Here is a 20,127-nt window from a genome sequence, read left to right on the forward strand (position 1 = left end):
GGCCTGGGAGGGCTTCGCTTGTATCCCGTCATTTATCCGCACCTCCCGGTGTCCGACCTGGACAGGTCCACCGGCTTTTACATGGGCTTGGGCTTTACCCTCAATGAGCGGCTCAGCAATGTTGATCTCTCGGCCCTGAACATTTCTGCCGCCATTGTGCTGGTGCTTTTGCCCAGGCCGTTCAGCCAGGAAGGCCGCACGGCCCTGGCGTTTCCCACCCGCGGCGAGGTGGATGAGATTCTCGCCGCCTGCGCGCCGAGCGGCGGCAGGGTGGTGTCCCGTGCCCGGCTCCGGGACAAGGGCGTCTATCTGGGAAGGGCCGCGGATCCGGATGGGCACTTGTGGGATTTTTTATGCCGGGACGGCGAGCCGTGGGAGGGGAACCTGTAGCCTCAGGCGGAAGTACTGACACTTACCGAAGGAACCCACGGGCATGGCCATCACTCCAGGAACCGCAGCGCAAACCGGCTCCCCGTCTGTGCATGCAGCCGACAGCCAGGACGTGATCCGGGTCTCCGGAGCACGGGAAAACAACCTCCGGGGGATCAGCCTTGAGATCCCCAAACGCCGCCTCACTGCCTTTACCGGCGTCTCCGGCTCCGGCAAGAGCTCGCTGGTCTTCGGCACGATTGCGGCGGAGTCGCAGCGCCTGATCAACGAAACCTACAGCGCCTTTGTGCAGGGCTTCATGCCCAATCTGGCCCGCCCGGATGTTGATTTGATGGAGGGGCTGACCACGGCCATCATCGTGGACCAGGAGCGGATGGGAGCCAACCCGCGGTCCACCGTGGGCACCGCCACAGACGCCAACGCCATGCTCCGGATCATCTTCAGCCGGCTCGGCCAGCCGCAGATCGGCTCCCCCAACGCGTATTCGTTCAATGTCCCCTCGGTGAAGGCCAGCGGAGCCATCACCGTGGAACGCGGCGGCCGGACCAAGGCAGAGAAGGCCACCTTCAACCGGCTCGGCGGCATGTGCCCGCGCTGCGAAGGAATGGGGTCCGTGACTGACTTCGATCTGACAGCACTCTACGATGACGGCAAATCCCTGAATGAAGGCGCGCTCACCATCCCCGGCTACAGCATGGACGGCTGGTACGGCCGCATTTACAGCGGCACCGGCTTCTTCGATCCGGACAAGCCGATCGCCAGGTTCACGAAGCGGGAACTGCACGACCTGCTCTACAAGGAACCCACCAAGATCAAGGTGGACGGCATCAACCTGACCTATGAGGGGCTGATTCCCAAAATACAGAAGTCCATGCTGTCCAAAGACCCGGAGGCCATGCAGCCGCACATCCGCGCGTTTGTGGATAGGGCCATCACGTTCACCACCTGCCCCGAGTGCGGCGGCACCCGGCTCAGCGCCGAGGCCCGTTCCTCGAAGATCAACGGCAGGAACATCGCCGACGCGTGCGCCCTTCAAATCTCCGACCTCGCGGAATGGGTCCGCACCCTTAACGAGCCGTCAGTGGCACCGCTGCTGGCCGGGCTGCAGCACCTGCTGGACTCCTTCGCTGAAATCGGTCTCGGCTACCTCAGCCTGGACCGGCCCTCGGGAACGCTTTCGGGCGGGGAGTCCCAGCGCACCAAGATGATCCGCCACCTCGGATCCTCACTGACGGACGTGACGTACGTTTTTGACGAACCGACCATCGGCCTGCATCCGCATGACATCGAACGGATGAACCGGCTGCTCCTGCAACTGCGGGACAAGGGCAACACCGTGCTGGTCGTCGAGCACAAACCCGAAACCATCGCCATCGCCGACCATGTCATCGATTTGGGTCCCGGAGCCGGGAGCGACGGCGGAACGGTCTGTTTTGAAGGCACGGTGGCGGATCTTCGCAACAGCGGCACCGTTACCGGAAATCACTTTGACGACCGGGCACGCCTGAAGGACAGTGTCCGCGCCCCCGACGGCGTACTGGAGGTCCGCGGCGCCGAGACGAACAACCTCCGGGACGTCGACGTTGATATCCCGCTGGGCGTGTTCTGTGTGCTCACCGGCGTGGCAGGTTCGGGCAAAAGTTCGCTGATCTCCGGGTCGGTGGCCCGCCGGGACGGCGTCGTCGTCATTGACCAGGGCGCCATCAAAGGGTCCCGGCGCAGCAACCCGGCCACCTACACCGGGCTGCTGGAACCCATCCGCAAGGCCTTCGCGAAAGCCAACAACGTCAAGCCCGCACTGTTCAGTTCCAATTCAGAGGGCGCCTGCCCGGTCTGCAACGGGGCCGGCGTGATCTTCACCGATCTGGGCGTGATGGCCACGGTGGAGTCCACCTGTGAAGAATGCGCAGGCAAGCGTTTCCAGGCGGCCGTGCTGGAATACACCTTGGGCGGCAAAAACATTTCCGAAGTGCTCGGCATGTCCGTCACCGACGCCGAGCTCTTCTTTGGCAGCAGCGGTGAAGCCTCCACCCCGGCAGCCCACCGGGTCCTCGTTCGGCTCGCCGACGTCGGCCTGGGCTACCTGCACCTGGGCCAGCCGCTCACCACGCTCTCCGGCGGAGAACGGCAGCGGCTGAAGCTGGCCGCCCAAATGGCCGAAAAGGGCACTGTCTACGTCCTGGACGAGCCCACCACCGGACTGCACCTCGCGGACGTGGAACAGCTGCTGGGGCTGCTGGACAGGCTGGTTGATTCCGGTAAATCGGTGATTGTCATTGAGCACCACCAGGCCGTAATGGCGCACGCCGACTGGATTATCGATCTGGGCCCGGGTGCCGGGCACGACGGCGGCCGGATAGTTTTCGAGGGCACCCCGGCGGACCTCGTGGCCGGCAAAACCACGCTCACCGGCCAGCATCTGGCGGCTTATGTGGGCGCCTGAGCTGTCTTAGCCGGCCGGCTGCACGCAGATGGTGTCCATGGTGACGGTTACCGCGCCGTCGCCTTCTTCTGCAGTGAGTGTGACCTGGATGCCGCCGGTCTCCTTCAGGGAGGCAGCGTGCGTTCCGCCGCAGGGAATGGAAACAGTGCCCCCGGGCAGGTCAACGGCCCAGCGGCGCATGTCGGTGAGGCCGACGCCGTCGCACTCGATCCGAACCTCGGCACCGGCGGCGGTCCAGTCCGCCAGGATGGCATTGATGCCGGCTTCCGCAGCGGGCAGGTCCGCCAGCAGGGTGTCCGGGACAAAACCCTTGCGGCGCAGGGATTTGCCGAGCCGGTACACGTCGGTGGAGCCGTGCTCGGTGATGGTGGAGGTCTCGATGGCCAGGGCGTCAAAGTTCGGGTTGCCGGCAGCGTCGCTCAGGACGTCCTTTTTCCAGGCTCCGGCAAGGTGCCGGTTCAGGGCCAGCGACGCCAGGTGGCAGGCCGTGTGCCCCGTGGAAAGAGCGCTCCGGTAGGCCTCATCCACCTCGACCCGGACGGAGTCCCCTTCCCGCACTGCCGCGCCGGCCGGGAGCAGGTGGGCAACCGTGAATGCCCATCCTTCGGTGCCCTTCTTCACCGGAACATCCGCGCCCAGGAACAGATCGGTTCCGTCGGTGGCAGCCACCACGGCGTCGCGGATTTCATGAGAGGTGCCGTCGGCAGTGGTCAGCACCGCACGGTCCGCGCCCTGGTCCGGCCACCCGGCATCCACCGGATGTACGGCGGTGGTGTCCAGCAGGACCACGCGGGCGCCGTCGGCGTCTGAAATGTGCAGCACGGTGCCGGAGGACTCCACGGCGCCGGCGGGATAGGTGACAGTTGTATCTACGGTAGGCAGGCTCACAGCCCCACCCTACCGAGGAAACATTGCCGCCTCGAGCGTGACGGCGGTCACTGGATTCTTCTTTCCGGCTCGCATGGGGGTAGAGTTCTAAGCACGACGCGGGGTGGAGCAGTTCGGTAGCTCGCTGGGCTCATAACCCAGAGGTCGCAAGTTCAAATCTTGCCCCCGCAACCAAGAAGATGGTCCCCATCGGTGAAAACCGGTGGGGACCGTTTTGTTTAAGCGGACAGGACGGTTGTCGGCATCACACCGCCTCCGGTAGGTTTCAGCACCAATGGGACTCTACTCAAGGGCGGTGCGTAAGTGGATGCTGAAATTACCCTGCAGGTGGACGGCAGTGAACGGACGCTGACCGTGGACACCCGCACCACCGTGCTGGACGCGCTGCGGGACCGGCTCGGAGTGACGTCCCCCAAGAAGGGCTGCGACCACGGGCAGTGCGGGGCCTGCACCGTGCTGCTGGACGGGCGGCGGGCCAATTCCTGCCTGACCCTTGCGGTGGCGCACGACGGCGCGAAGGTCATCACGGCGGAAGGACTGGCCGACGTGGTCCCGGACGGGCACCTGCATCCGGTGCAGCAGGCTTTCCTGGAACAGGACGGCTTCCAATGCGGTTACTGCACTCCGGGGCAGATCTGTTCCGCGGCCGGAATTATCGAAGAAGCCGCTGCCGGGTATCCCTCCACTGCTACAGATCCGGCAGCCGAGGGCGGCATCGACCTCACCGATGATGAGATCCGCGAGCGCATGAGCGGGAACCTGTGCCGCTGCGGCGCCTACGTCAACATTGTGGCCGCAGTGCGGCAGGCGGCCGAGGCGGCCGCTTCTCTCCGCAAGGGACTGCCCGATCCCGCCGAACCTGCCGTCCCGGATTCCCCCACCGCAGCATCAATGCCCTCCCATCCGGAGGACCGGTCATGATCCCCTTCGACTACCGGCGTGTCGAGGATGCCGCCTCCGCCGTTGCCCTGGTCTCAGCGGATCCCAACGCAGCGTTCCTGGCCGGCGGCACCAACCTCGTGGACCGGATGAAACTCGGGATTGCCTCACCCGCCCTGCTGGTGGACGTCAGCCGGCTGCCGCTGGACACCGTGGACGTGCTCGACGACGGCCGGGTGCGGATCGGCACCAACGTCCGCAACGCAGACCTCGCGGCCAACACCCATATCCGCCGCCGCTATTCCGCCCTGTCCTCCGCACTGCTGTCCGGGGCCTCCGGACAGCTGCGGAACCTGGCCACCACCGGCGGCAACCTCCTGCAGCGCACCCGCTGCGTGTACTTCCAGGACCCCACCACCCCCTGCAACAAGCGCGAACCCGGGACCGGCTGCTCCGCCGTCGACGGCTACACCCGCTACCACGCCATTTTGGGCGCGTCGGAGGACTGCGTCGCGACGCATCCCTCGGATATGGCGGTGGCCCTGGCCGCATTGGACGCCGCCGTGGTGGTCCTCGGGCCGGCCGGGGAACGGATCATTCCCCTGAGCGACTTCCACCGGCTGCCCGGAAACGAGCCGCAGCGGGACACTGTGCTGGAACACGGCGAGCTCATCACCGCCGTCGAACTCCCCCCGGCACCCGCCCGGTCCGCCTACCGCAAGGTGCGGGACCGCGCGTCGTACGCCTTCGCACTGGTCTCCGTCGCGGCCGCCCTGGAACTGGAGGACGACGGCGCGAACCCTCCGGTGATCCGTGACGTGCGCATTGCCCTGGGCGGCGTGGCGCACAAGCCCTGGCGCGCACTTCAGGCGGAGGCCGCACTGCGTGGAGCGGAGGCAACCGAAGAGAATTTCCGCGCCGCCGCGGACGCAGAACTGGCGGCAGCTGAGCCGCTGCGGGAGAACGGCTTTAAGATCCCGATGGTCCGCAACACGCTGGCCGCGGTGCTGCGGGATCTGGCCGGGGCCCCTGCCCCCGACGCAAGCGCTGCAGGAACTGATCATCCCGAAGGCCCTGACGGACCCGGGGACACCGGCTGGGAGGAACTGGATTCATGAGCAACCTGCTGCCCGGGAGGGCCATCGGCACGCCGTATGAACGCCTCGACGGCGAGCTAAAGGTCAAAGGCACCGCCCCGTACGCGTATGAGCAGCCGGTTCAGAACCCGCTGTATCTGTATCCCGTGCTTTCAACCATTGCCCGCGGCACTGTGGAGCGGGTGGAAACCGCCGCCGCCGAAGCCGTCGACGGCGTCTTCACCGTCCTTACCTCCGAGACAACGCCCCGCCTGGAAGACCCGTCCGACCGGGAGCTGGCAGTCCTGCAGGACAACGCTATCGGGTACCGCGGGCAGATTGTTGCCGCGGTCCTGGCCGAATCCCCGGAAATCGCCCGGGAAGCCGCGGCTGCCGTCACCGTCACCTACACCGAGGAGCCGTTCTCCGCCCAGCTGCGCGCAGATGGTCCGGAATTGTATGCGCCCGAGGAACTCAATGCCGGCACGCCTACGGACAGCAGCGAGGGGGACGTGGATGCCGCCTTTGACACTGCTGCGCTGAAGATCGACCAGACCTATTCCACTCCGGCCGAGCACAACAATCCGCTGGAACCGCACGCCACAGTGGCGCAGTGGGACGGCGCCGTGCTGACCCTGTGGGACTCCACCCAGGGCGTGCATGCCGTGAAGGGCACGCTGGCGCAGGTGCTCGGGATGGAAGAGGAACAGGTCCACGTCATTGCCCCGCATGTGGGCGGCGGTTTCGGTTCCAAGGGCATGCCGCACGTCCATGTGGTGATGGCCGCCCTGGCGGCGCAGGTCACCGACGGGCGGCCGGTGAAGTTTCCGGTCAGCCGCCAGCAGATGTACACGCTGACCAGCCACCGCACCCCCACCCTCCAGCGCATCCGGCTGGGAGCCGCCGACGACGGCCGTCTCACCGCCATGTCACTGGACATCGTGGAACACACCTCCCGGATCAAGGAATTCGCCGAGCAAACCCCGGCGCCGTTCCGGATGATGTACGCCGCCCCCAACCGGAGCACCACCACCCGCCTGGCACCACTGGACATCCCGGTGCCCTCGTGGATGCGCGCCCCGGGCGAGTGTCCGGGCATGTTCGGCCCCGAAGTCGCGATGGATGAACTCGCCGCCGCAGCCGGGCTGGATCCCATTGAACTGCGGCGCCGGAACGAGCCGGAGGTGGATCCGGAGACCGGGAATCCCTGGTCCAGCCGGCATTTGCTGGCGTGCTTTGACCTCGGCGCCGATCGCTTTGGCTGGGACCGGCGGGTCACCCGGCCCCGCTCCGTGCAGGAGGACGGCTGGCTGGTGGGCCTCGGCACGGCCAGCGCCGTCTACCCGTTCATGCGTCAACCGTCCAACACCGCGCGGATCCGCTATGAGCAGGACGGCATCTACTCGGTGCAGATTGGGGCGGCGGACATTGGCACCGGCGCCTGGACGGCCCTGACGCAAATCGCCGCCGACGCGCTGGACGTGCCGATCGACCGGATCCGGCTGGGCATCGGCGACACGAAGTTTCCCGCCGCGTCGGTTGCCGGTGGATCTTCGGGCACCGCCAGCTGGGGCGGAACCATCATTGCCGCCGCGCGTGCGTTCCGGGCCGACCACGGAGAACATCCCTCCCCCGGGGCGCAGACCGAGGCGAACGCTCCGGAGGACCCCGAGGCGGACGACCTGGCCCTGTATTCCTTCGGCGCGCATTTCGCCGAGGTCCGGATCTCCTCGGACACCGGCGAAATCCGGGTACCCCGCATGCTGGGGGTTTTTTCCGCAGGCCGGATCATCAACCCGCGCACCGCGCGGTCCCAGTTCCTGGGCGGCATGACGATGGGCCTGGGCATGGCGCTGCATGAGCAGAGTGTCCTGGATCCGAGGTTCGGGATCTTCGTGAACCACGACCTGGCCGAATACCACATTCCCACCAACGCCGATGTGCTGGATATGGAGGCGCTGTGGATTGAGGACGTGGACGAGCATGCCGGCCCGCTGGGCGCCCGCGGCATCGGCGAAATTGGAATTGTGGGCAGCGCGGCGGCGATCGCCAACGCCGCGTACAACGCCTCCGGGATCCGGGTCCGGGACCTGCCGCTGACGCCGGATAAGTTTCTGCTCTGACCGTCCGTCATAAGGGTGCCGGGAGGAGCCGTCGTCTTAGGCTGACTGCATGACTGCCGTGCGCCCCGCCTCCTCCGTGCTCACCGGCCGGTTTGTCCGGCTTGAACCGCTCACAACCGGTCTGCTTCCGGAGCTGCACCGTGCCATCGCCGTTCCGGAAGTCTTCGCCGGGGGCTACGGCGGCGGCCCCGCGGGACTGCACCCGGAGCCGGACGCCTTCGCCGCCTGGGCGCAGACCTACTACCGGTGGGATGCCCTGCCATTCGCGGTGCGGCTGCTCCAAGACGGCAGGCCCGGTCCCGTGGCGGGCACCAGCACCCTCGCGGACCTGGACCTGCGCCAGGAGACGATTCAGCTGGGGTGGACTGCGTACAGCCCTTCTGTCTGGGGTACTGCCGTCAACGCCGAGACCAAGCTCCTGCTGCTGGAGCATGCCTTCGACGCGGGATTTGGCCGTGTCAGTCTTCAGGCCGATTCCCGCAATGCCCGCTCAAGGGCCGCCATCGAAAAGCTTGGCGGGACGTTCGAGGGGATCCTGCGCCGGGACCGGCTCCGAGCGGACGGCAGCTGGAGGGACACTGCGGTTTATTCCATCCTCGCGCCGGAGTGGCCCGGAGTGCGGGCCGGCCTGGTGGACAGGATTAACCGGTTCTCCGGCATTGCGAACGCCGGTCCGACCGTGCAGGGGCAGCGTCAGCGCTGATCCGGGCCCGGTCCACCCGGCGTGGTGGAACCAACTGCCGGCTCAGGCGCACTCCGGCAGCGTGCCGCTAGACCGCGGGGTAGCCGACCCGCGGCCACCACTGGGGCAGCAGGTACACCAGGGACGCGAGCCAGGCCTCGACGTCGTCGTCCTCGGACAGGACCCACTGCTCAATCCAGGAGGCGTACGCACCGCCGAGGAAGGCAGCCGCAGCCTCCAAATTGATCCGCGGCACCACCCCGTGGGCCTGCCAGACATGCAGGGACAGGAGGAAGCGGCGGCCCAGCCCGACCGCCATAATGCCGAGGAAGGTCTCGGTGTGGAACAGGGCGCGGTACACCTTCGCTTCAGACTTGGTGTGCTGCAGGATCCGACGCACCGAATCCACGTAGAGCAGGTTGATTTCCTCCACCGTTCGGCCGGTGCCGCGCTGGTCCACGTCCACGGTGCCCAGCCGGTCCACCACCCCGGCATAGACGGAACCGGCAAACTCGAAAATATTGCGGTGGTGGCCGTAGAACGTAGTGCGGTGAACCCCGGCCTGGCGGCACAGCGCCGACACGCTGATATCCGCGAGTTCGTGATCCCGCAGCAGCTCCCAAAGTCCGGATTCCAGCGCTTCCCGGGTACGGACCGTGCGGGGTTCGTCCGGGGAAGAGCGCCGCTGCGGCTTGGGGTCTTCCGGTTTTGACATAGGACTTATCTTGTCAGATACACGGAAGGGCCCCGCCGAAGCGAAGCCCTTCCGTGCCGCGGCGCTGGGGGACGCCGCAAGTCTATGTAGTTGCCGTTAGTGGTTGGCCAGGCCGGCCGTTTCGCCGCCGTCCACCACAAATTCGGCGCCGGTGGAGAAGGAGGAATCGTCACTGGCCAGGAACAGGATCATGTTGGAGACTTCCTCGGCCTCGCCCATGCGGTGCAGCGCGACGTGGTTCATGGGGTTGTCCATGCCTTCGGTCATCGGCGTCTTGATGACGCCGGGGTGCACCGAGTTGACGCGGATGCCGTACTTGCCCAGGTCCAGGGCGACGGACTTGGTCAGGCCGCGCACTGCGTACTTGGTGGCGGTGTAGCCGGGAAGCTCCACGAAACCCTGCAGGCCGGCGGTGGAGGAAATGTTGATGATCGAGCCGCCCCTGGATTCCTTCAGCGCCGGGATGGCAGCCTTGATGCCCAGGAAGACGCCAGTGAGGTTGATTCCCACGATGGCGTTCCACTGATCCAGCGTGAAGTCCTCGATGTGGCCGAAGTTGGCAATACCGGCATTGTTGACCAACACGTCCAGGCCGCCGAATTCAGTCACTGCGGTCTGGACCGCGGCTTCCCAGTCTGCGGGACTGGTGACGTCCAGGTGGACGTACCGGGCGTTCGCGCCCAGTTGCTCAGCGGTCTTCTGACCCTCGTCATCGAGAATGTCACCGATAACGACGCGGGCGCCTTCGTTGACCAGGCGCCTGGCGTGCGCGGCGCCCATGCCCCGTGCGCCGCCGCTGATCAGTGCAACTTTTCCGCTCACGCGTCCCATAACAAATCTCCTTAGGTGTGAACACGATGTTCTTTGTTATTCAACACCTGTCGAACAGATTCTAGTCCCGATTGAATCCGTTTGTGGCACAGGGAACAAGGCGGCGTGTCGCGCACCTCGCCCGAAAGACCGCTGCCGGACTCTAGCCGGCCTCCGCCGCAGGCCGCAGCCCTTGCCGCGGCGGCAGCGGAATGATGGCGGACGTTCGGTACTGGTACTGCACATAATCCGGGTAACGGGACCGCGAGATGCTCTCCGTGAACACCGTGGACCCCATAAAGAGCAGGGTGAGCAGTAACGCCCCCAGGACGGTCCAGTGCAGCCACGCCCCTGTGGCAGCCACCGCAAAGCCGTAGAACAGCCACCACTGCGCCTGCTCAAAAAAGAAATTGGGGTGGCGGGAGTACCGAAAGAGCCCGGACTGCAAAAAGCCTGGCTTCGGGGTGCGCCCGGACTTCCGCTCCTGGCCCTTCCACTGCTGGAAGTTCCACTGCTGCTGGTCAGCAGTGGTTTCTCCGGCCAGGGCGCCCGCGAACAGCACTGCGAGGATCCAGTCTCCGGCGTTGAGCGGGGCAGGGTTCTGGTACACGGTCAGGGCTGGAAGGGTCATCAGGAAGATGATGATGTTCTGGTAAACGCTGATGAACAGAAGGTTGAAGACGGCAAACTGCCAGGGCTTCAGGCGGCGGCGGAGGATGGCCCACCGGTAGTCTTCCCCTCCGGGAGCGTAGCCGCCCTTGCGGGCAAAGTTGAACGTCAGCCGGGCGCCCCACAACGTGACCAGCACTGCCATCAGGACCAGCCGGCCCTCAAAGCCGGAGGCCACAGCAAAGACCCACACATAGGCGAGGGGAACCAGGGACCAGATGCGGTCGGTCCAGGAGTACTCCCGCGTGATGAGCGAGAGCAGCCAGGTCCCGGCGCAGACGGCGGCGAAGATCCACAGGCAAACCATGACCGGGTTCATCTTTGGAGACTACGCGCGGGGACGGTGCAGGGGAACGCCGGCCGGCCGTGGACGGGACGCAGCTCAGGTTATGTGCCGCGGCGGCTGGTAGCCTCGGCCCGTGACCTCACTTTCCCTGCGGCCCTGGCGGCAGTCCGACGCCGGCGCACTGGTTGCCGCTTACAGCTGCAGCCCTGATCTGGAACGCCAGCTGAGCCCCGCCGCCGGAACAGGCACGGGGGCGCAGCGCGTCATCCGGGAGGACCTCGGCTGGGACCGGCGGACGGCATGCAATTGGGCCATCGAGGACGGCGAAGCAGTGGTGGGCAATGCCGGCATCGGCCGGATCGACCACCTTCACCACACGGCATGGATGTACTACTGGCTGGCTCTCCCGGCACGGGGAAAGGGGCTGGCAGCACGGGCCGTGGCCTCGCTGGCATTCTGGGCGCAGGAGGAACTGAAGCTGTACCGCCTGGAACTGGGCCACCGCACCAACAACCCCGCATCCTGCCGGGTGGCACTGGCCGCAGGGTTTGCGCCCGAGGGAATCCAGCGCGCCAAGCTGCGCTACGGCACGGAGTGCTTCGACGTCGAAACGCACGCCCGGCTCGCCACTGATCCGGCACCGGACCTGCCCCTGATCCGGCTCGTGCTGCCGTGAGCTGTGGACTCTATTGGAAGGTTATCGGGCCGCGCAGGTCCGGGCTTCCTGAGGGATCCCGGCAGACCTGTTAGCCTGTCCACACCGGCGGCTGGGGAACTGCACGGAGCACTGTCCCGCTGCATACAGGCACGGCAGCGAAAGGGCAGCATGCAGACAGGACTTTTCCGTTTCCCCCACAGGACAACCACCGGGCGGTTTCGCAGGCGCGGACTCGTGGCAGGACTGGCCGCCGCCCTGGCACTCTCGGTGACTGCCTGTTCCAGTACCGGGGCGCAGGCAGAACCGGAATCCCAACCCACCGAAACCAAAAACGCCACCGAAGCAGCTCCGCAGCCTGCGGTGGGGCTTCCCAATACGCCGGCAGGCCTGCAGGCACAGTGGGTCCTGACACTGATCAATAGTGAAACGGCGGTGGCTACTGATGGCTTTGCGGACAAGTTCGCGGACGTGATCCTCTCCGAACTGTCTGCTGAGCAACTGGCGGAGGTGCTGGAGCAGGTGCGCTCAGAAGGTCCCTGGACTCCCATCAACGTGAACGCAGCGGACACCCAGGGCATCTTCACGCTGCAAAGCAAGCCCAATGACCTCATGGACCTGCAGCTCTCGGTCGATGAGGCAGGGTTGATCAACGGCATTTTTTTCGGCCCCGGAACGCCCGTCCGCACACCCGCCGCCAGCTGGGAGGAAGTGGAAACCAGCGTGGCAGCCCTGCCGGACGGCTCCGGGCTGGCGGTTTACCGCGCCGCGGACGGCACCTCAATTCTGGATATCGATGCCGACACCGCCAAGCCCGTCGGCTCCATCTTCAAGCTCTACGTGCTGGTGGCCGTCACTGATGCGGTGGATGCCGGAACACTGTCCTGGGATGCCAAGCTCACCGTCACCGATGACCTGCGCAGCCTGCCCTCCGGAGAACTGCAGGACGCACCGGCGGGGACCACCGTCACCGTCCGGGACGCGGCGCAGAAAATGATCTCCATCAGTGACAACACCGCCACCGATCTGCTGATGGACGCCGTCGGCCGCCCCGCCGTCGAACAGGCGCTCAGCGACGCCGGACACGCGGATACGAATCGCAACATCCCGTTCCTGAGCACCCGGGAACTTTTCCAGCTGGGCTGGGGCGTGGAGGATTCCGTGCGCGGGCAGTGGGCGGAGGCCGACGACGACGGCCGCCGGGAGCTGCTGCAGACTCTGCCGGGCGGCGTGCTGGACATTCCAGCCGCGGCGGTCACCACCCCGGTCTGGCAGCAGGACCTGGACTGGTTCGCCACCGCGGAGGATCTGATGCGGGCGCATCTGGCCCTGCAGGAGCGGGCCGCAACCGACGCTGGTGCGCCACTGCGGGACATCCTCGGCGCCAACAACGGACTCAACCTGGAGATCGGCGGCGACTGGACCTACATCGGCTTCAAGGGCGGCAGCGCGCCGGGCGTGATGGCCGGGTCCTGGTACCTGGAACGCAACGACGGCGAGCGCTTTGTCGTGGTGCAGCAGGGTGCTTCCTCATCTCCGGCAGAGGTAGCCGATCCCATGACGTTCTTCGGACCGGCGCAGGACGCCATTGCCCTGCTGGCGGCGGAGGGCAGGGACTGATCCCAAGCGTTGTTTCGGTTCATACGCAACAGTCCGGATCCCCTTACCCGTGGCCACTGTCATTCTCCTCCAGACGCTCCCTGCGGCCGGCGGACACCACTTCAACGTCGCCGCGGACGGAGAATCGGCCCAGCGCTGCCGCCGCACCAATGCTGAGGATCCATCCCATGACCGGCAGGTCGGTGCTGAACCCGGTCCAGGCCCACAGCATGGCCGCCGGCACCGCGAAGAACGCGGCCACGTGGATCCACTGCCCGCGCACCGGGCGCAGCAGAAGACCTAGGACCACGGCCAGGGGACCGCCCAGCAACAGGGCTCCGCCGGCTCCCCACATCATCAGCGCCAGCCAAAACATGAAGGCTTCCATGTCCCACGCAGGCTCGTCCCGCCCCGCGAGGATGGCCGCCACGATGTACACGACCGTTACCAGCCCCAGCCACAGCGCGGTGGCAACGAACCACCCCTTGATCAAGGCAAGGTTGCCCAGCACAATCCGGGGTCTTTGTGTGGACAGGTTCCTTTCGCCCATCATGTCCCCCCGTTCCGTCATGTCCCGTTTCCACTGAACCTACACGGGCGCTTCCTACACGGTGCGTTGCGGTCCGGGGTCGTAAAGTGTGCCGTTGGAGAAGCGGTCGCTGAAATTGCCCAGGGCAAAGTCGCGCAGTTCCCCGTCTCCGGCAAGCTCAGCAGCCGCCGCCACCTGAAGCGACAGGGACGCGCGGTGCAGCTGCGCCCGGGACACCAGGTCCGGATCAGCAATGTCAGTAACCGCAGCAGCGCCAAAGGCGCCGATCAACGGCGCCAGGTCCATCGCGGGGTCCCCGAGGCAGGCGTTGTCAAAGTCCACCAACCCTGAAACCCCGGGACCGTTCCACAGCACGTTGTGCAGGCCCAGGTCGCCGTGCACGACGGCGGGAATCACCATTTCCTCGGCTGCCAGGACGTCCGCCACCACGCGCCCGGCTGCTTTGGCTTCACGGCCAGGCAGGGCTACGGTGATGCCGGCAACTATGGCGGGCCACTCCCCCGCACCGCACCATTCCCGAACCGGGCGGAGGCTGCTTCCGGGCCGCGGAATGACGTCGGCCAGCGCCGCCAAGATCCGCGCAAGGGGCTCGCGCACCGCGGTCCATGCTTCAAGCGGCCGGTGGTCGCCGGGAACATAGCTGTTGAGCTGTGCGGACCAGCCGGAGCCGTGAAACGGTGTCCGCAGCACGGCCGGGATGAGGAACGGCAGCCCCGTATGGGTAAATGCGGCCAGGTTGCCCGCTTCACCCTCTGTGCTCTGCACATGGCGTGGCCCGTAGACTACGCGGACAACTGCGGCTTCTCCGAGCACCGCCACGTAATGAAAGGCTCCGCGGCGAAACTGCGCCGCGTCCCAGGGAAGATCCGGCCAAATGGAGCGGAGCGCTGTCCAGGGGTCGGACGGGCGGCTGTCCCTTCCGGGCAGGCTGGCATCAGCGCTGTGCACGGGACCGGGGACCCCGGAGCTAATCTTCAGCGCCGGTCAGGCTCACTTCAAGGCGGCCCTCGCGGACCCGGGTCCGGAACACCGGCTGCGGCGCAGTAGCCGGACCGTGCACCACTTCCCCGCTCTCCACAGAGAAGACACTGCCGTGCCAGGGACACACCACGCATAGCTGGCCGCGGGATTCCTGCAGGTGTCCTTCATGCAGCGGTCCACCCAAATGGGAACAGGTATCGGCAAGCACCGAGATGATGCCGGTTCCGTCTTCGCCGTCCGTACCCTCGCGGCGCAGCACCATCAGCGGAACGCCGCCCAGTTGTGCCGGGCGCGGCCGCCCCTCGGGGAATCCCTCCACCGGACCCAGGGAATGCCATCCGGACGGAACCTCCTCAGGAAGGTCTTCATTGCGGTTCACTCCCGCTCCCTGCCGGTATGAAAGGTGTCCGCCGAGGAAACCCCCGATGCCGGATACCGCGAGCCCGGCGAACCCCAGCAGCTTTCCGTTGCCGTGTTCGCCGCGGTTCCTCGCCAGCCACGATGCTGCGTACAGCACGGTGGCAACGGCGGTGCTGGCCTCGTGGACCACGCCCGTCCGCTGCTGCTGTGTGTCGAGCTGCGAGAAGTCGGTGACGCCGGTCAGCGCGGTGGGCATCGCCGACAGCACGCCCAGGGCCACCAGGGTTTTGGCGGCCCGTTCGTTGCCCGGCAGCAGATCCAGAACCGCAGCGGAAACCCAGGCTCCCAGCGGCACAATCACCATCAGCGGATGCACCGGGTGCCCCAGCGGAACGCCGTGAAGCGCATCGGTGACGCTCCCGGGCGGCAGCGTCTTCTTCACCAGCCGGGACACCGTGCCGGCGGCGGGATCAAGCCAAGCCGCCCGTTCCAGCTTGTCGACGGTACTGACCAACGGCAGACGCGGCATGTTCTTCTCCTCAGACGGTGCTGGCAGGGTGGTCATCAGGGTAGCCACAGCGCTGTCCGGGCACCACCCGTAAGCTGGATTTCATTGTCGGCAGGACAGGAGCAGAGCCCACCCGCCCGCACTCGAAGAGCCCGGGAAATTCACCGCCGCATTAAGCAGCCGCCGCCGTTTTGGGATTTCGCTGCCGGTGCGCACCGGCAGTAATTTCCCAACACGGCAGCGAAAGGACTAACCGGGCACTAATCCGGCAGACTGGCCCCATGACTTCGGGGGAAGAAACTCAACCAAGAACGTTCCGCACTGCCATGCCGCTGCGCTACCGGCTGGTCCTGGGACTCCTGGGGCTCCCGGGTGCAGCCGGCTGTGTGCTGGCCGTCGCCGAGGGCGGACGGGCCGCCGTCATCACCGGCGTGTTGGTGGCCGGCCTCTTTCTCGCCGTCATCATGATCACCGTTCACCTCCACGTCGGTGAAGAGGGCCTGCGGATCCGTGTGGCCGGAATCTTCTCGACCGAGGTTCCCTACCGGGAGATGACAGCCGTCTCCCGGGGGCCAGTGACCGGCATGCGGTACGGAATGGGCCTGCGGATCCTGCCGGAGGGCACCGGGTACCTCGTCGGCGGACCCTCCGTCCGGATCGAGTGCCGGACCGGGAACCTGCTCGTGTCCTGCAGCCACCCCGATGAGCTGCTCGCCGCCCTGGCTCCGCGGCTTTCCGCCAATCAGGCGGCGGCGTAGTTCAGGCGGCGGTGTAGTTCAGGCGGCGGCGTAGCTAGTAGCGGCCGCCCGATGCCGCCGGCGCGTTGTCCAGCATCATCAGGTCCTCGCCGCTGAGCATCAAATCCCCGGCGGCCACGTTGTCCCGCAGATACTTGGGGGTCTTGGTGCCCGGAATGGGAATGATCCGCTGTCCCTGCGCCACCACCCAGGCCAGCGCCACCTGGGCCGGCGTCGCACCCACCCGTTCGGCGACGTCGTGCACCCGCTGCACAATGGCCAGGTTCGCCTTGAGGTTGTCCTGCTGGAAGCGGGGAAGCCTGCGGCGCATGTCATCGGCGGGCAGCTGGTCAAAGGAGGTGAACCGCCCGGTGAGGAAGCCGCGCCCCAGCGGCGAGAACGGCAGGAACGCGAGGCCGTGCTCCTCGCAGTAGGGCACGACGTCGGACAGCCGGTCCCGCGTCCACAGTGACAGTTCGGATTGCACAGCGGTCACCGGATGCACCGACTGCGCCAGTTCAATTTCCTCCACACTCGCCTCCGAGATCCCGATTGCACGGGCCTTGCCGTCCGTGACCGTCTGAGCCATGGCGGCCCAGGAATCCTCCAGCGGCACCTCCGGATCCACCCGGTGCAGGATGTACAGGTCAACGTGGTCGGTGCCAAGCCGCAACAGGCTGCCGTCGATGGACTTTCGGATGTGCTCCGGACTGCCGTTTTTCACCAGCCCGGGCATGGTTCCGGCCGCCGGCGCCGCGTCACTGACCTCCAACCCGACCTTGGTGGAAAGCACCGCCCGGTCCCGGTAACCGTTTTTCAATGCCCGGCCCACCAGCTCCTCATTTGTGTACGGCCCGTACACATCCGCCGTGTCAATCAGGGTGGCACCAAGTTCAATGGCGCCGCGGATTACCGAGATGGACGTTTCCTCGTCCCGTTTGGCCTCCATGTCGTAGGCGTAGGTCATGCCCATGCAGCCCAGGCCAATGACGCCGACCTCCGGTCCGTTGATTCCCAGCGTGGTGGTGCGCATAGCAGGCTCCTCTGGTGGTTTGGCCTGAGGCCGTTCGGGCCGCGGAACACGGGCCACTTCAAGGCTAGGAGGGCGGACCGGTCCGCGGGAAGGGTCCGCGGCCAACCGGGCGGGCACGCGCCGGGGAGGTTAAGCGAAGGTGCCGCCCTCCTCCGACCGGAGAAGAGCGGCACCTTGGCACTGCAGCGGGTGAGGCAGATCAGCTGCGGGCAGTCACGCCGTCGGCCTTCGCGGACGGGGAATGTTCCCCTGCTTGCCCCGTCTCATGCGGGTGGCGGCGTTCCAGGGACGCGCCCTCGACGTCGACGTCCGGCAGGATCTTGTCCAGCCACTTCGGCAGCCACCAGGCCTTGTCTCCGGCCAGGTGCATCAGGGCCGGGATCAGCAGCATCCGCACCACAAAGGCGTCCACAAGGACACCAAAGGCCAGCGCGAAGCCGATGGGCCGGATCATGGTGCTGTGCGAGAAGATGAAGCCGCCGAACACCGACACCATAATGATCGCGGCCGCGGTGACCACGGAGCGTCCGTTGCGGAAGCCCTGCATCACGGCCACGCGCGCCGGCGAGCCGTGCACGAAGGCTTCGCGCATGCCCGAGCCCAGGAAGAGCATGTAGTCCATGGCCAGGCCGAACAGGATGCCCACCAGGATGGTCGGCAGGAAGTTCAATACCGGACCCGGGGTCTCCACGCCAAAGATGCCGGACAGCCAGCCCCACTGGTAGATGGCCACTACGCCGCCGATGGCTGCGAAGTAGGACAGGATGAAGCCCAGCGTCGCGATCACCGGGACAAAGATGGACCGGAAGACCAGGATCAGGATCAGCAGGGACAGGCCCACCACTACGCCCAGGTAGATGGGCAGCGCATCGGAGAGCTTCTCGGAAATGTCGATGTTGCCGCTGGCGGTACCCGCCACGCCCAGTTCCACGTCACCGTTATCGGTAGTGATCGGGGACAGGTCACGCAGCGTGTGCACCAGTTCCTGGGTGGACTCGCTGGTGGGGCCCTCCTCCGGAATGACCTGGAAGGCGGTGACTGTGCGGTCCTCGGAGGAGCCGATGGGAGCTACGGCCGCCACGTCCTCCTGGTCGAACAGCGTACGGGCGATGTCGCCCTGGGCCACCAGCGCTTCTTCCTCACTGGGGTTGCCGGGCAGGTCCGCGACCACCAGCAGCGAACCATTCTGGCCCTCGCCGAACTTCTGCGAGACGGCTTCGTAGGCCTGGTACTGGGTGGAGTCGTGGGCCTCGGAGGACCCGTCGGGCAGGTTGGTGCGCAGGTCCATCGACGGGATGGCAATAACGAGCAGCCCCGCGATGGACACCACCACGGTGAGCACGGCGCGCATGGTGGACATCTGCTTCACCGGGATGGATTCCGGCTTGCCGGCGGAGGCGGAGGCCTCCTGGTCCTTGTCCAGTGCCGCGCGCTCCTTGCGGCTGAGGATCTTCATGCCGGCCAGCTTGAGCAGCGCCGGAGTCAGTGTCGTGGCGATCATGACCGCAATGGCCACGCAGGCCGCACCCACCGTTCCCATCAGGCCCAGGAAGGGGATGCCGGTGATATTCAGCGCCAGCAGGGCGATGAAGACCGTAGCGCCGGCAAACACCACTGCGTTGCCGGAGGTGCCGTTGGCCAGGGCGATGGATTCCTCCAGGCCGTAGCCTGCCTTCAGCTGGCGGCGGTGCCGGTTGACGATGAACAGGGCGTAGTCGATGCCAACGGCCAGACCGAGCATGACACCCAGGATGGGGGTGACGGACGCCATTTCGACGACGCCGGAGAAGGCCAGCGCGCCGGCGGCGCCGATGCCCACACCGATCAGTGCGGTCACCAGCGGCAGGCCGGCACCGATGAAGGTGCCCAGCATTACCACCAGCACGACGGCGGCAACCGCGAGGCCCACCACCTCGCCGACACCCAGGATGCTGGGGACGCCGGCGGAAACCTCGGAGGAGAAGTCCACCTTGACGCCGTCGATCGGCTCATCCTCAAAGGCCGCGACCAGGGCGTCCTTGGTGTCCTGTTCGACCTCCATCTGCGTTTCGCTGAAGACCACGTTGACCACTGCCGCGCTTCCGTCCTCGGACACGGTACGGATTTCAGTGGCCATCTCCAACAGAGCGGCGCCCTGTTCGGCCTGCACGGCACCGGCTTCCAGCTCGGCGCTCTGCGCGTCGAGCTCGGCACGGTTGGCGTCCAGGACCTCCTGCTGGGCATCCAGCTCGGCAATCATCGGCGCCGGGGCACCGGCCGCTTCGGCCTGCTCCCGCGCTGCGTCGAGCTGGGTTTGTCCGGCCTCCAACTGGGCCCGGCCGGCGTCGATCTGGGCGCGGCCGGCGTCAATCTGGGCCTGCCCGTCCTGAAGCTGCTTAGCCTGCGCGGCACGGTCCGCCTCGGTGGCGAACGGGTCGACGACGGTTTCCACGCCATCCACGTCACCGGCCTTGGCTACCAGGGCGGAAATGTCCTGGCGCTGGGCGTCGGTGAAAGCCGAACCGTCCTCGGTCTGGACCACCACGGAGCCGGAACCGCCGGAAGCTTGCGGGAGTTTCTCCTGCAGGTGGTCAGTGACCTGCGTGGTCGGAGTATTCGGGATCGAGAAGCCGGTGGCAAGCGTGCCGCCGAAGAGCGCAAAAGCCGCTCCGGCAAGCACCAGCACTCCGATCCATGCCGCGAGCACGGTTTTCGCGCGGCGGGCAGCCGCGGCTCCGAGGCGGTAGAGGAATTCAGCCATTTG

At 66.5% G+C, this 20,127-nt stretch carries 18 protein-coding genes and 1 tRNA gene; 10 read left to right on the forward strand and 9 right to left on the reverse strand.

Annotated elements, in window-relative coordinates; translation table 11 throughout:
• Positions 1–18: 18 nt before the first annotated feature.
• Together CXR03_RS05040 and CXR03_RS05045 are read left to right on the forward strand one after the other, a co-directional pair.
• Entirely contained in the window at positions 19–390 is a 372-nt protein-coding gene (locus CXR03_RS05040; protein ID WP_104102345.1) for a VOC family protein, read from the forward strand.
• 43 nt (positions 391–433) lie between these two features.
• Positions 434–2,833: an excinuclease ABC subunit UvrA gene (locus CXR03_RS05045; protein WP_104102346.1), complete on the forward strand. Its 2,400-nt coding sequence runs from the start codon at positions 434–436 to the stop codon at positions 2,831–2,833.
• Positions 2,834–2,839: 6 nt separating this feature from the next.
• On the opposite strand, the gene CXR03_RS05050 is transcribed toward CXR03_RS05045, so the two are convergent.
• The gene (locus tag CXR03_RS05050; protein ID WP_104102348.1) at positions 2,840–3,721 is read right to left on the reverse strand and encodes a metal-dependent hydrolase; all 882 of its coding nucleotides are present in this window, start codon (positions 3,719–3,721) and stop codon (positions 2,840–2,842) included.
• A 97-nt stretch (positions 3,722–3,818) separates the two neighbouring features.
• Here CXR03_RS05050 and CXR03_RS05055 point away from each other — a divergent pair.
• From CXR03_RS05055 to CXR03_RS05075, 5 genes are all read left to right on the forward strand, one after another.
• Positions 3,819–3,895: transfer RNA gene (locus tag CXR03_RS05055), tRNA-Met, on the forward strand.
• 129 nt (positions 3,896–4,024) lie between these two features.
• A complete protein-coding gene (locus CXR03_RS05060; protein ID WP_104102349.1) occupies positions 4,025–4,642 on the forward strand; it encodes a (2Fe-2S)-binding protein in 618 nt (205 codons plus the stop codon).
• Positions 4,639–5,718, forward strand: a complete 1,080-nt coding sequence (locus CXR03_RS05065) for a xanthine dehydrogenase family protein subunit M (RefSeq protein ID WP_104102351.1) — start codon at positions 4,639–4,641, stop codon at positions 5,716–5,718. The genes CXR03_RS05060 and CXR03_RS05065 overlap by 4 nt, the downstream gene beginning before the upstream one ends.
• A complete protein-coding gene (locus CXR03_RS05070; RefSeq protein WP_104102353.1) occupies positions 5,715–7,799 on the forward strand; it encodes a xanthine dehydrogenase family protein molybdopterin-binding subunit in 2,085 nt (694 codons plus the stop codon). Before CXR03_RS05065 ends, CXR03_RS05070 begins: the two co-directional genes overlap by 4 nt.
• A 49-nt stretch (positions 7,800–7,848) precedes the next feature.
• Positions 7,849–8,502: a GNAT family N-acetyltransferase gene (locus tag CXR03_RS05075; RefSeq protein WP_104102354.1), complete on the forward strand. Its 654-nt coding sequence runs from the start codon at positions 7,849–7,851 to the stop codon at positions 8,500–8,502.
• 67 nt (positions 8,503–8,569) lie between these two features.
• Here CXR03_RS05075 and CXR03_RS05080 read toward each other — a convergent pair whose 3' ends face one another.
• From CXR03_RS05080 to CXR03_RS05090, 3 genes are all read right to left on the reverse strand, one after another.
• Positions 8,570–9,196, reverse strand: a complete 627-nt coding sequence (locus CXR03_RS05080; protein ID WP_104102356.1) for a TetR/AcrR family transcriptional regulator — start codon at positions 9,194–9,196, stop codon at positions 8,570–8,572.
• A 96-nt stretch (positions 9,197–9,292) separates the two neighbouring features.
• A complete protein-coding gene (locus tag CXR03_RS05085; protein WP_104102357.1) occupies positions 9,293–10,027 on the reverse strand; it encodes a glucose 1-dehydrogenase in 735 nt (244 codons plus the stop codon).
• Positions 10,028–10,169: 142 nt separating this feature from the next.
• A complete protein-coding gene (locus CXR03_RS05090; protein WP_104102359.1) occupies positions 10,170–10,994 on the reverse strand; it encodes a DUF1295 domain-containing protein in 825 nt (274 codons plus the stop codon).
• Between the two features lie 100 nt (positions 10,995–11,094).
• Between CXR03_RS05090 and CXR03_RS05095 the strand changes: the two genes are divergently transcribed.
• Positions 11,095–11,637: a GNAT family N-acetyltransferase gene (locus CXR03_RS05095; protein WP_104102361.1), complete on the forward strand. Its 543-nt coding sequence runs from the start codon at positions 11,095–11,097 to the stop codon at positions 11,635–11,637.
• A 216-nt stretch (positions 11,638–11,853) separates the two neighbouring features.
• Positions 11,854–13,236: a serine hydrolase gene (locus tag CXR03_RS05100; protein WP_181034491.1), complete on the forward strand. Its 1,383-nt coding sequence runs from the start codon at positions 11,854–11,856 to the stop codon at positions 13,234–13,236.
• A 43-nt stretch (positions 13,237–13,279) separates the two neighbouring features.
• Here CXR03_RS05100 and CXR03_RS05105 read toward each other — a convergent pair whose 3' ends face one another.
• From CXR03_RS05105 to CXR03_RS05115, 3 genes are read right to left on the reverse strand one after another with little or no spacing between them, the layout of a single operon-like run.
• Positions 13,280–13,786, reverse strand: coding sequence for a hypothetical protein (locus CXR03_RS05105; RefSeq protein WP_104102364.1), 507 nt, complete (start codon positions 13,784–13,786; stop codon positions 13,280–13,282).
• Positions 13,787–13,819: 33 nt separating this feature from the next.
• Positions 13,820–14,713 (reverse strand): aminoglycoside phosphotransferase family protein, encoded by an 894-nt coding sequence (locus tag CXR03_RS05110; protein WP_308470574.1) that lies wholly within the window; start codon positions 14,711–14,713, stop codon positions 13,820–13,822.
• Positions 14,714–14,732: 19 nt separating this feature from the next.
• Positions 14,733–15,671 carry a Rieske 2Fe-2S domain-containing protein gene (locus CXR03_RS05115; protein WP_258073492.1) on the reverse strand — a complete coding sequence of 313 codons (939 nt, stop codon included), beginning with the start codon at positions 15,669–15,671 and terminating at the stop codon, positions 14,733–14,735.
• Between the two features lie 224 nt (positions 15,672–15,895).
• Here CXR03_RS05115 and CXR03_RS05120 point away from each other — a divergent pair, with 224 nt between their 5' ends.
• Positions 15,896–16,372, forward strand: a complete 477-nt coding sequence (locus CXR03_RS05120) for a hypothetical protein (RefSeq protein WP_146070459.1) — start codon at positions 15,896–15,898, stop codon at positions 16,370–16,372.
• A gap of 34 nt (positions 16,373–16,406) precedes the next feature.
• Here CXR03_RS05120 and CXR03_RS05125 read toward each other — a convergent pair whose 3' ends face one another.
• Complete coding sequence (locus tag CXR03_RS05125; RefSeq protein WP_104102371.1) at positions 16,407–17,384, reverse strand: aldo/keto reductase; 978 nt, start codon at positions 17,382–17,384, stop codon at positions 16,407–16,409.
• A 199-nt stretch (positions 17,385–17,583) separates the two neighbouring features.
• Positions 17,584–20,124 (reverse strand): MMPL family transporter, encoded by a 2,541-nt coding sequence (locus CXR03_RS05130; RefSeq protein WP_104102373.1) that lies wholly within the window; start codon positions 20,122–20,124, stop codon positions 17,584–17,586.
• Positions 20,125–20,127 lie beyond the last annotated feature (3 nt).

This window comes from Arthrobacter sp. 08Y14, from assembly GCF_002929455.1.
In the GTDB taxonomy this organism is placed as follows: domain Bacteria; phylum Actinomycetota; class Actinomycetes; order Actinomycetales; family Micrococcaceae; genus Arthrobacter_B; species Arthrobacter_B sunyaminii.

Coding starts and splice junctions, on each gene's coding strand:
- CXR03_RS05045 (WP_104102346.1), top strand. CDS start 434: ATGGCCATCACTCCAGGAACCGCAGCGCAAACCGGCTCCCCGTCTGTG.
- CXR03_RS05065 (WP_104102351.1), top strand. CDS start 4,639: ATGATCCCCTTCGACTACCGGCGTGTCGAGGATGCCGCCTCCGCCGTT.
- CXR03_RS05070 (WP_104102353.1), top strand. CDS start 5,715: ATGAGCAACCTGCTGCCCGGGAGGGCCATCGGCACGCCGTATGAACGC.
- CXR03_RS05075 (WP_104102354.1), top strand. CDS start 7,849: ATGACTGCCGTGCGCCCCGCCTCCTCCGTGCTCACCGGCCGGTTTGTC.
- CXR03_RS05080 (WP_104102356.1), bottom strand. CDS start 9,196: ATGTCAAAACCGGAAGACCCCAAGCCGCAGCGGCGCTCTTCCCCGGAC.
- CXR03_RS05085 (WP_104102357.1), bottom strand. CDS start 10,027: ATGGGACGCGTGAGCGGAAAAGTTGCACTGATCAGCGGCGGCGCACGG.
- CXR03_RS05090 (WP_104102359.1), bottom strand. CDS start 10,994: ATGAACCCGGTCATGGTTTGCCTGTGGATCTTCGCCGCCGTCTGCGCC.
- CXR03_RS05105 (WP_104102364.1), bottom strand. CDS start 13,786: ATGACGGAACGGGGGGACATGATGGGCGAAAGGAACCTGTCCACACAA.
- CXR03_RS05115 (WP_258073492.1), bottom strand. CDS start 15,671: ATGACCACCCTGCCAGCACCGTCTGAGGAGAAGAACATGCCGCGTCTG.
- CXR03_RS05120 (WP_146070459.1), top strand. CDS start 15,896: ATGACTTCGGGGGAAGAAACTCAACCAAGAACGTTCCGCACTGCCATG.
- CXR03_RS05125 (WP_104102371.1), bottom strand. CDS start 17,384: ATGCGCACCACCACGCTGGGAATCAACGGACCGGAGGTCGGCGTCATT.
- CXR03_RS05130 (WP_104102373.1), bottom strand. CDS start 20,124: ATGGCTGAATTCCTCTACCGCCTCGGAGCCGCGGCTGCCCGCCGCGCG.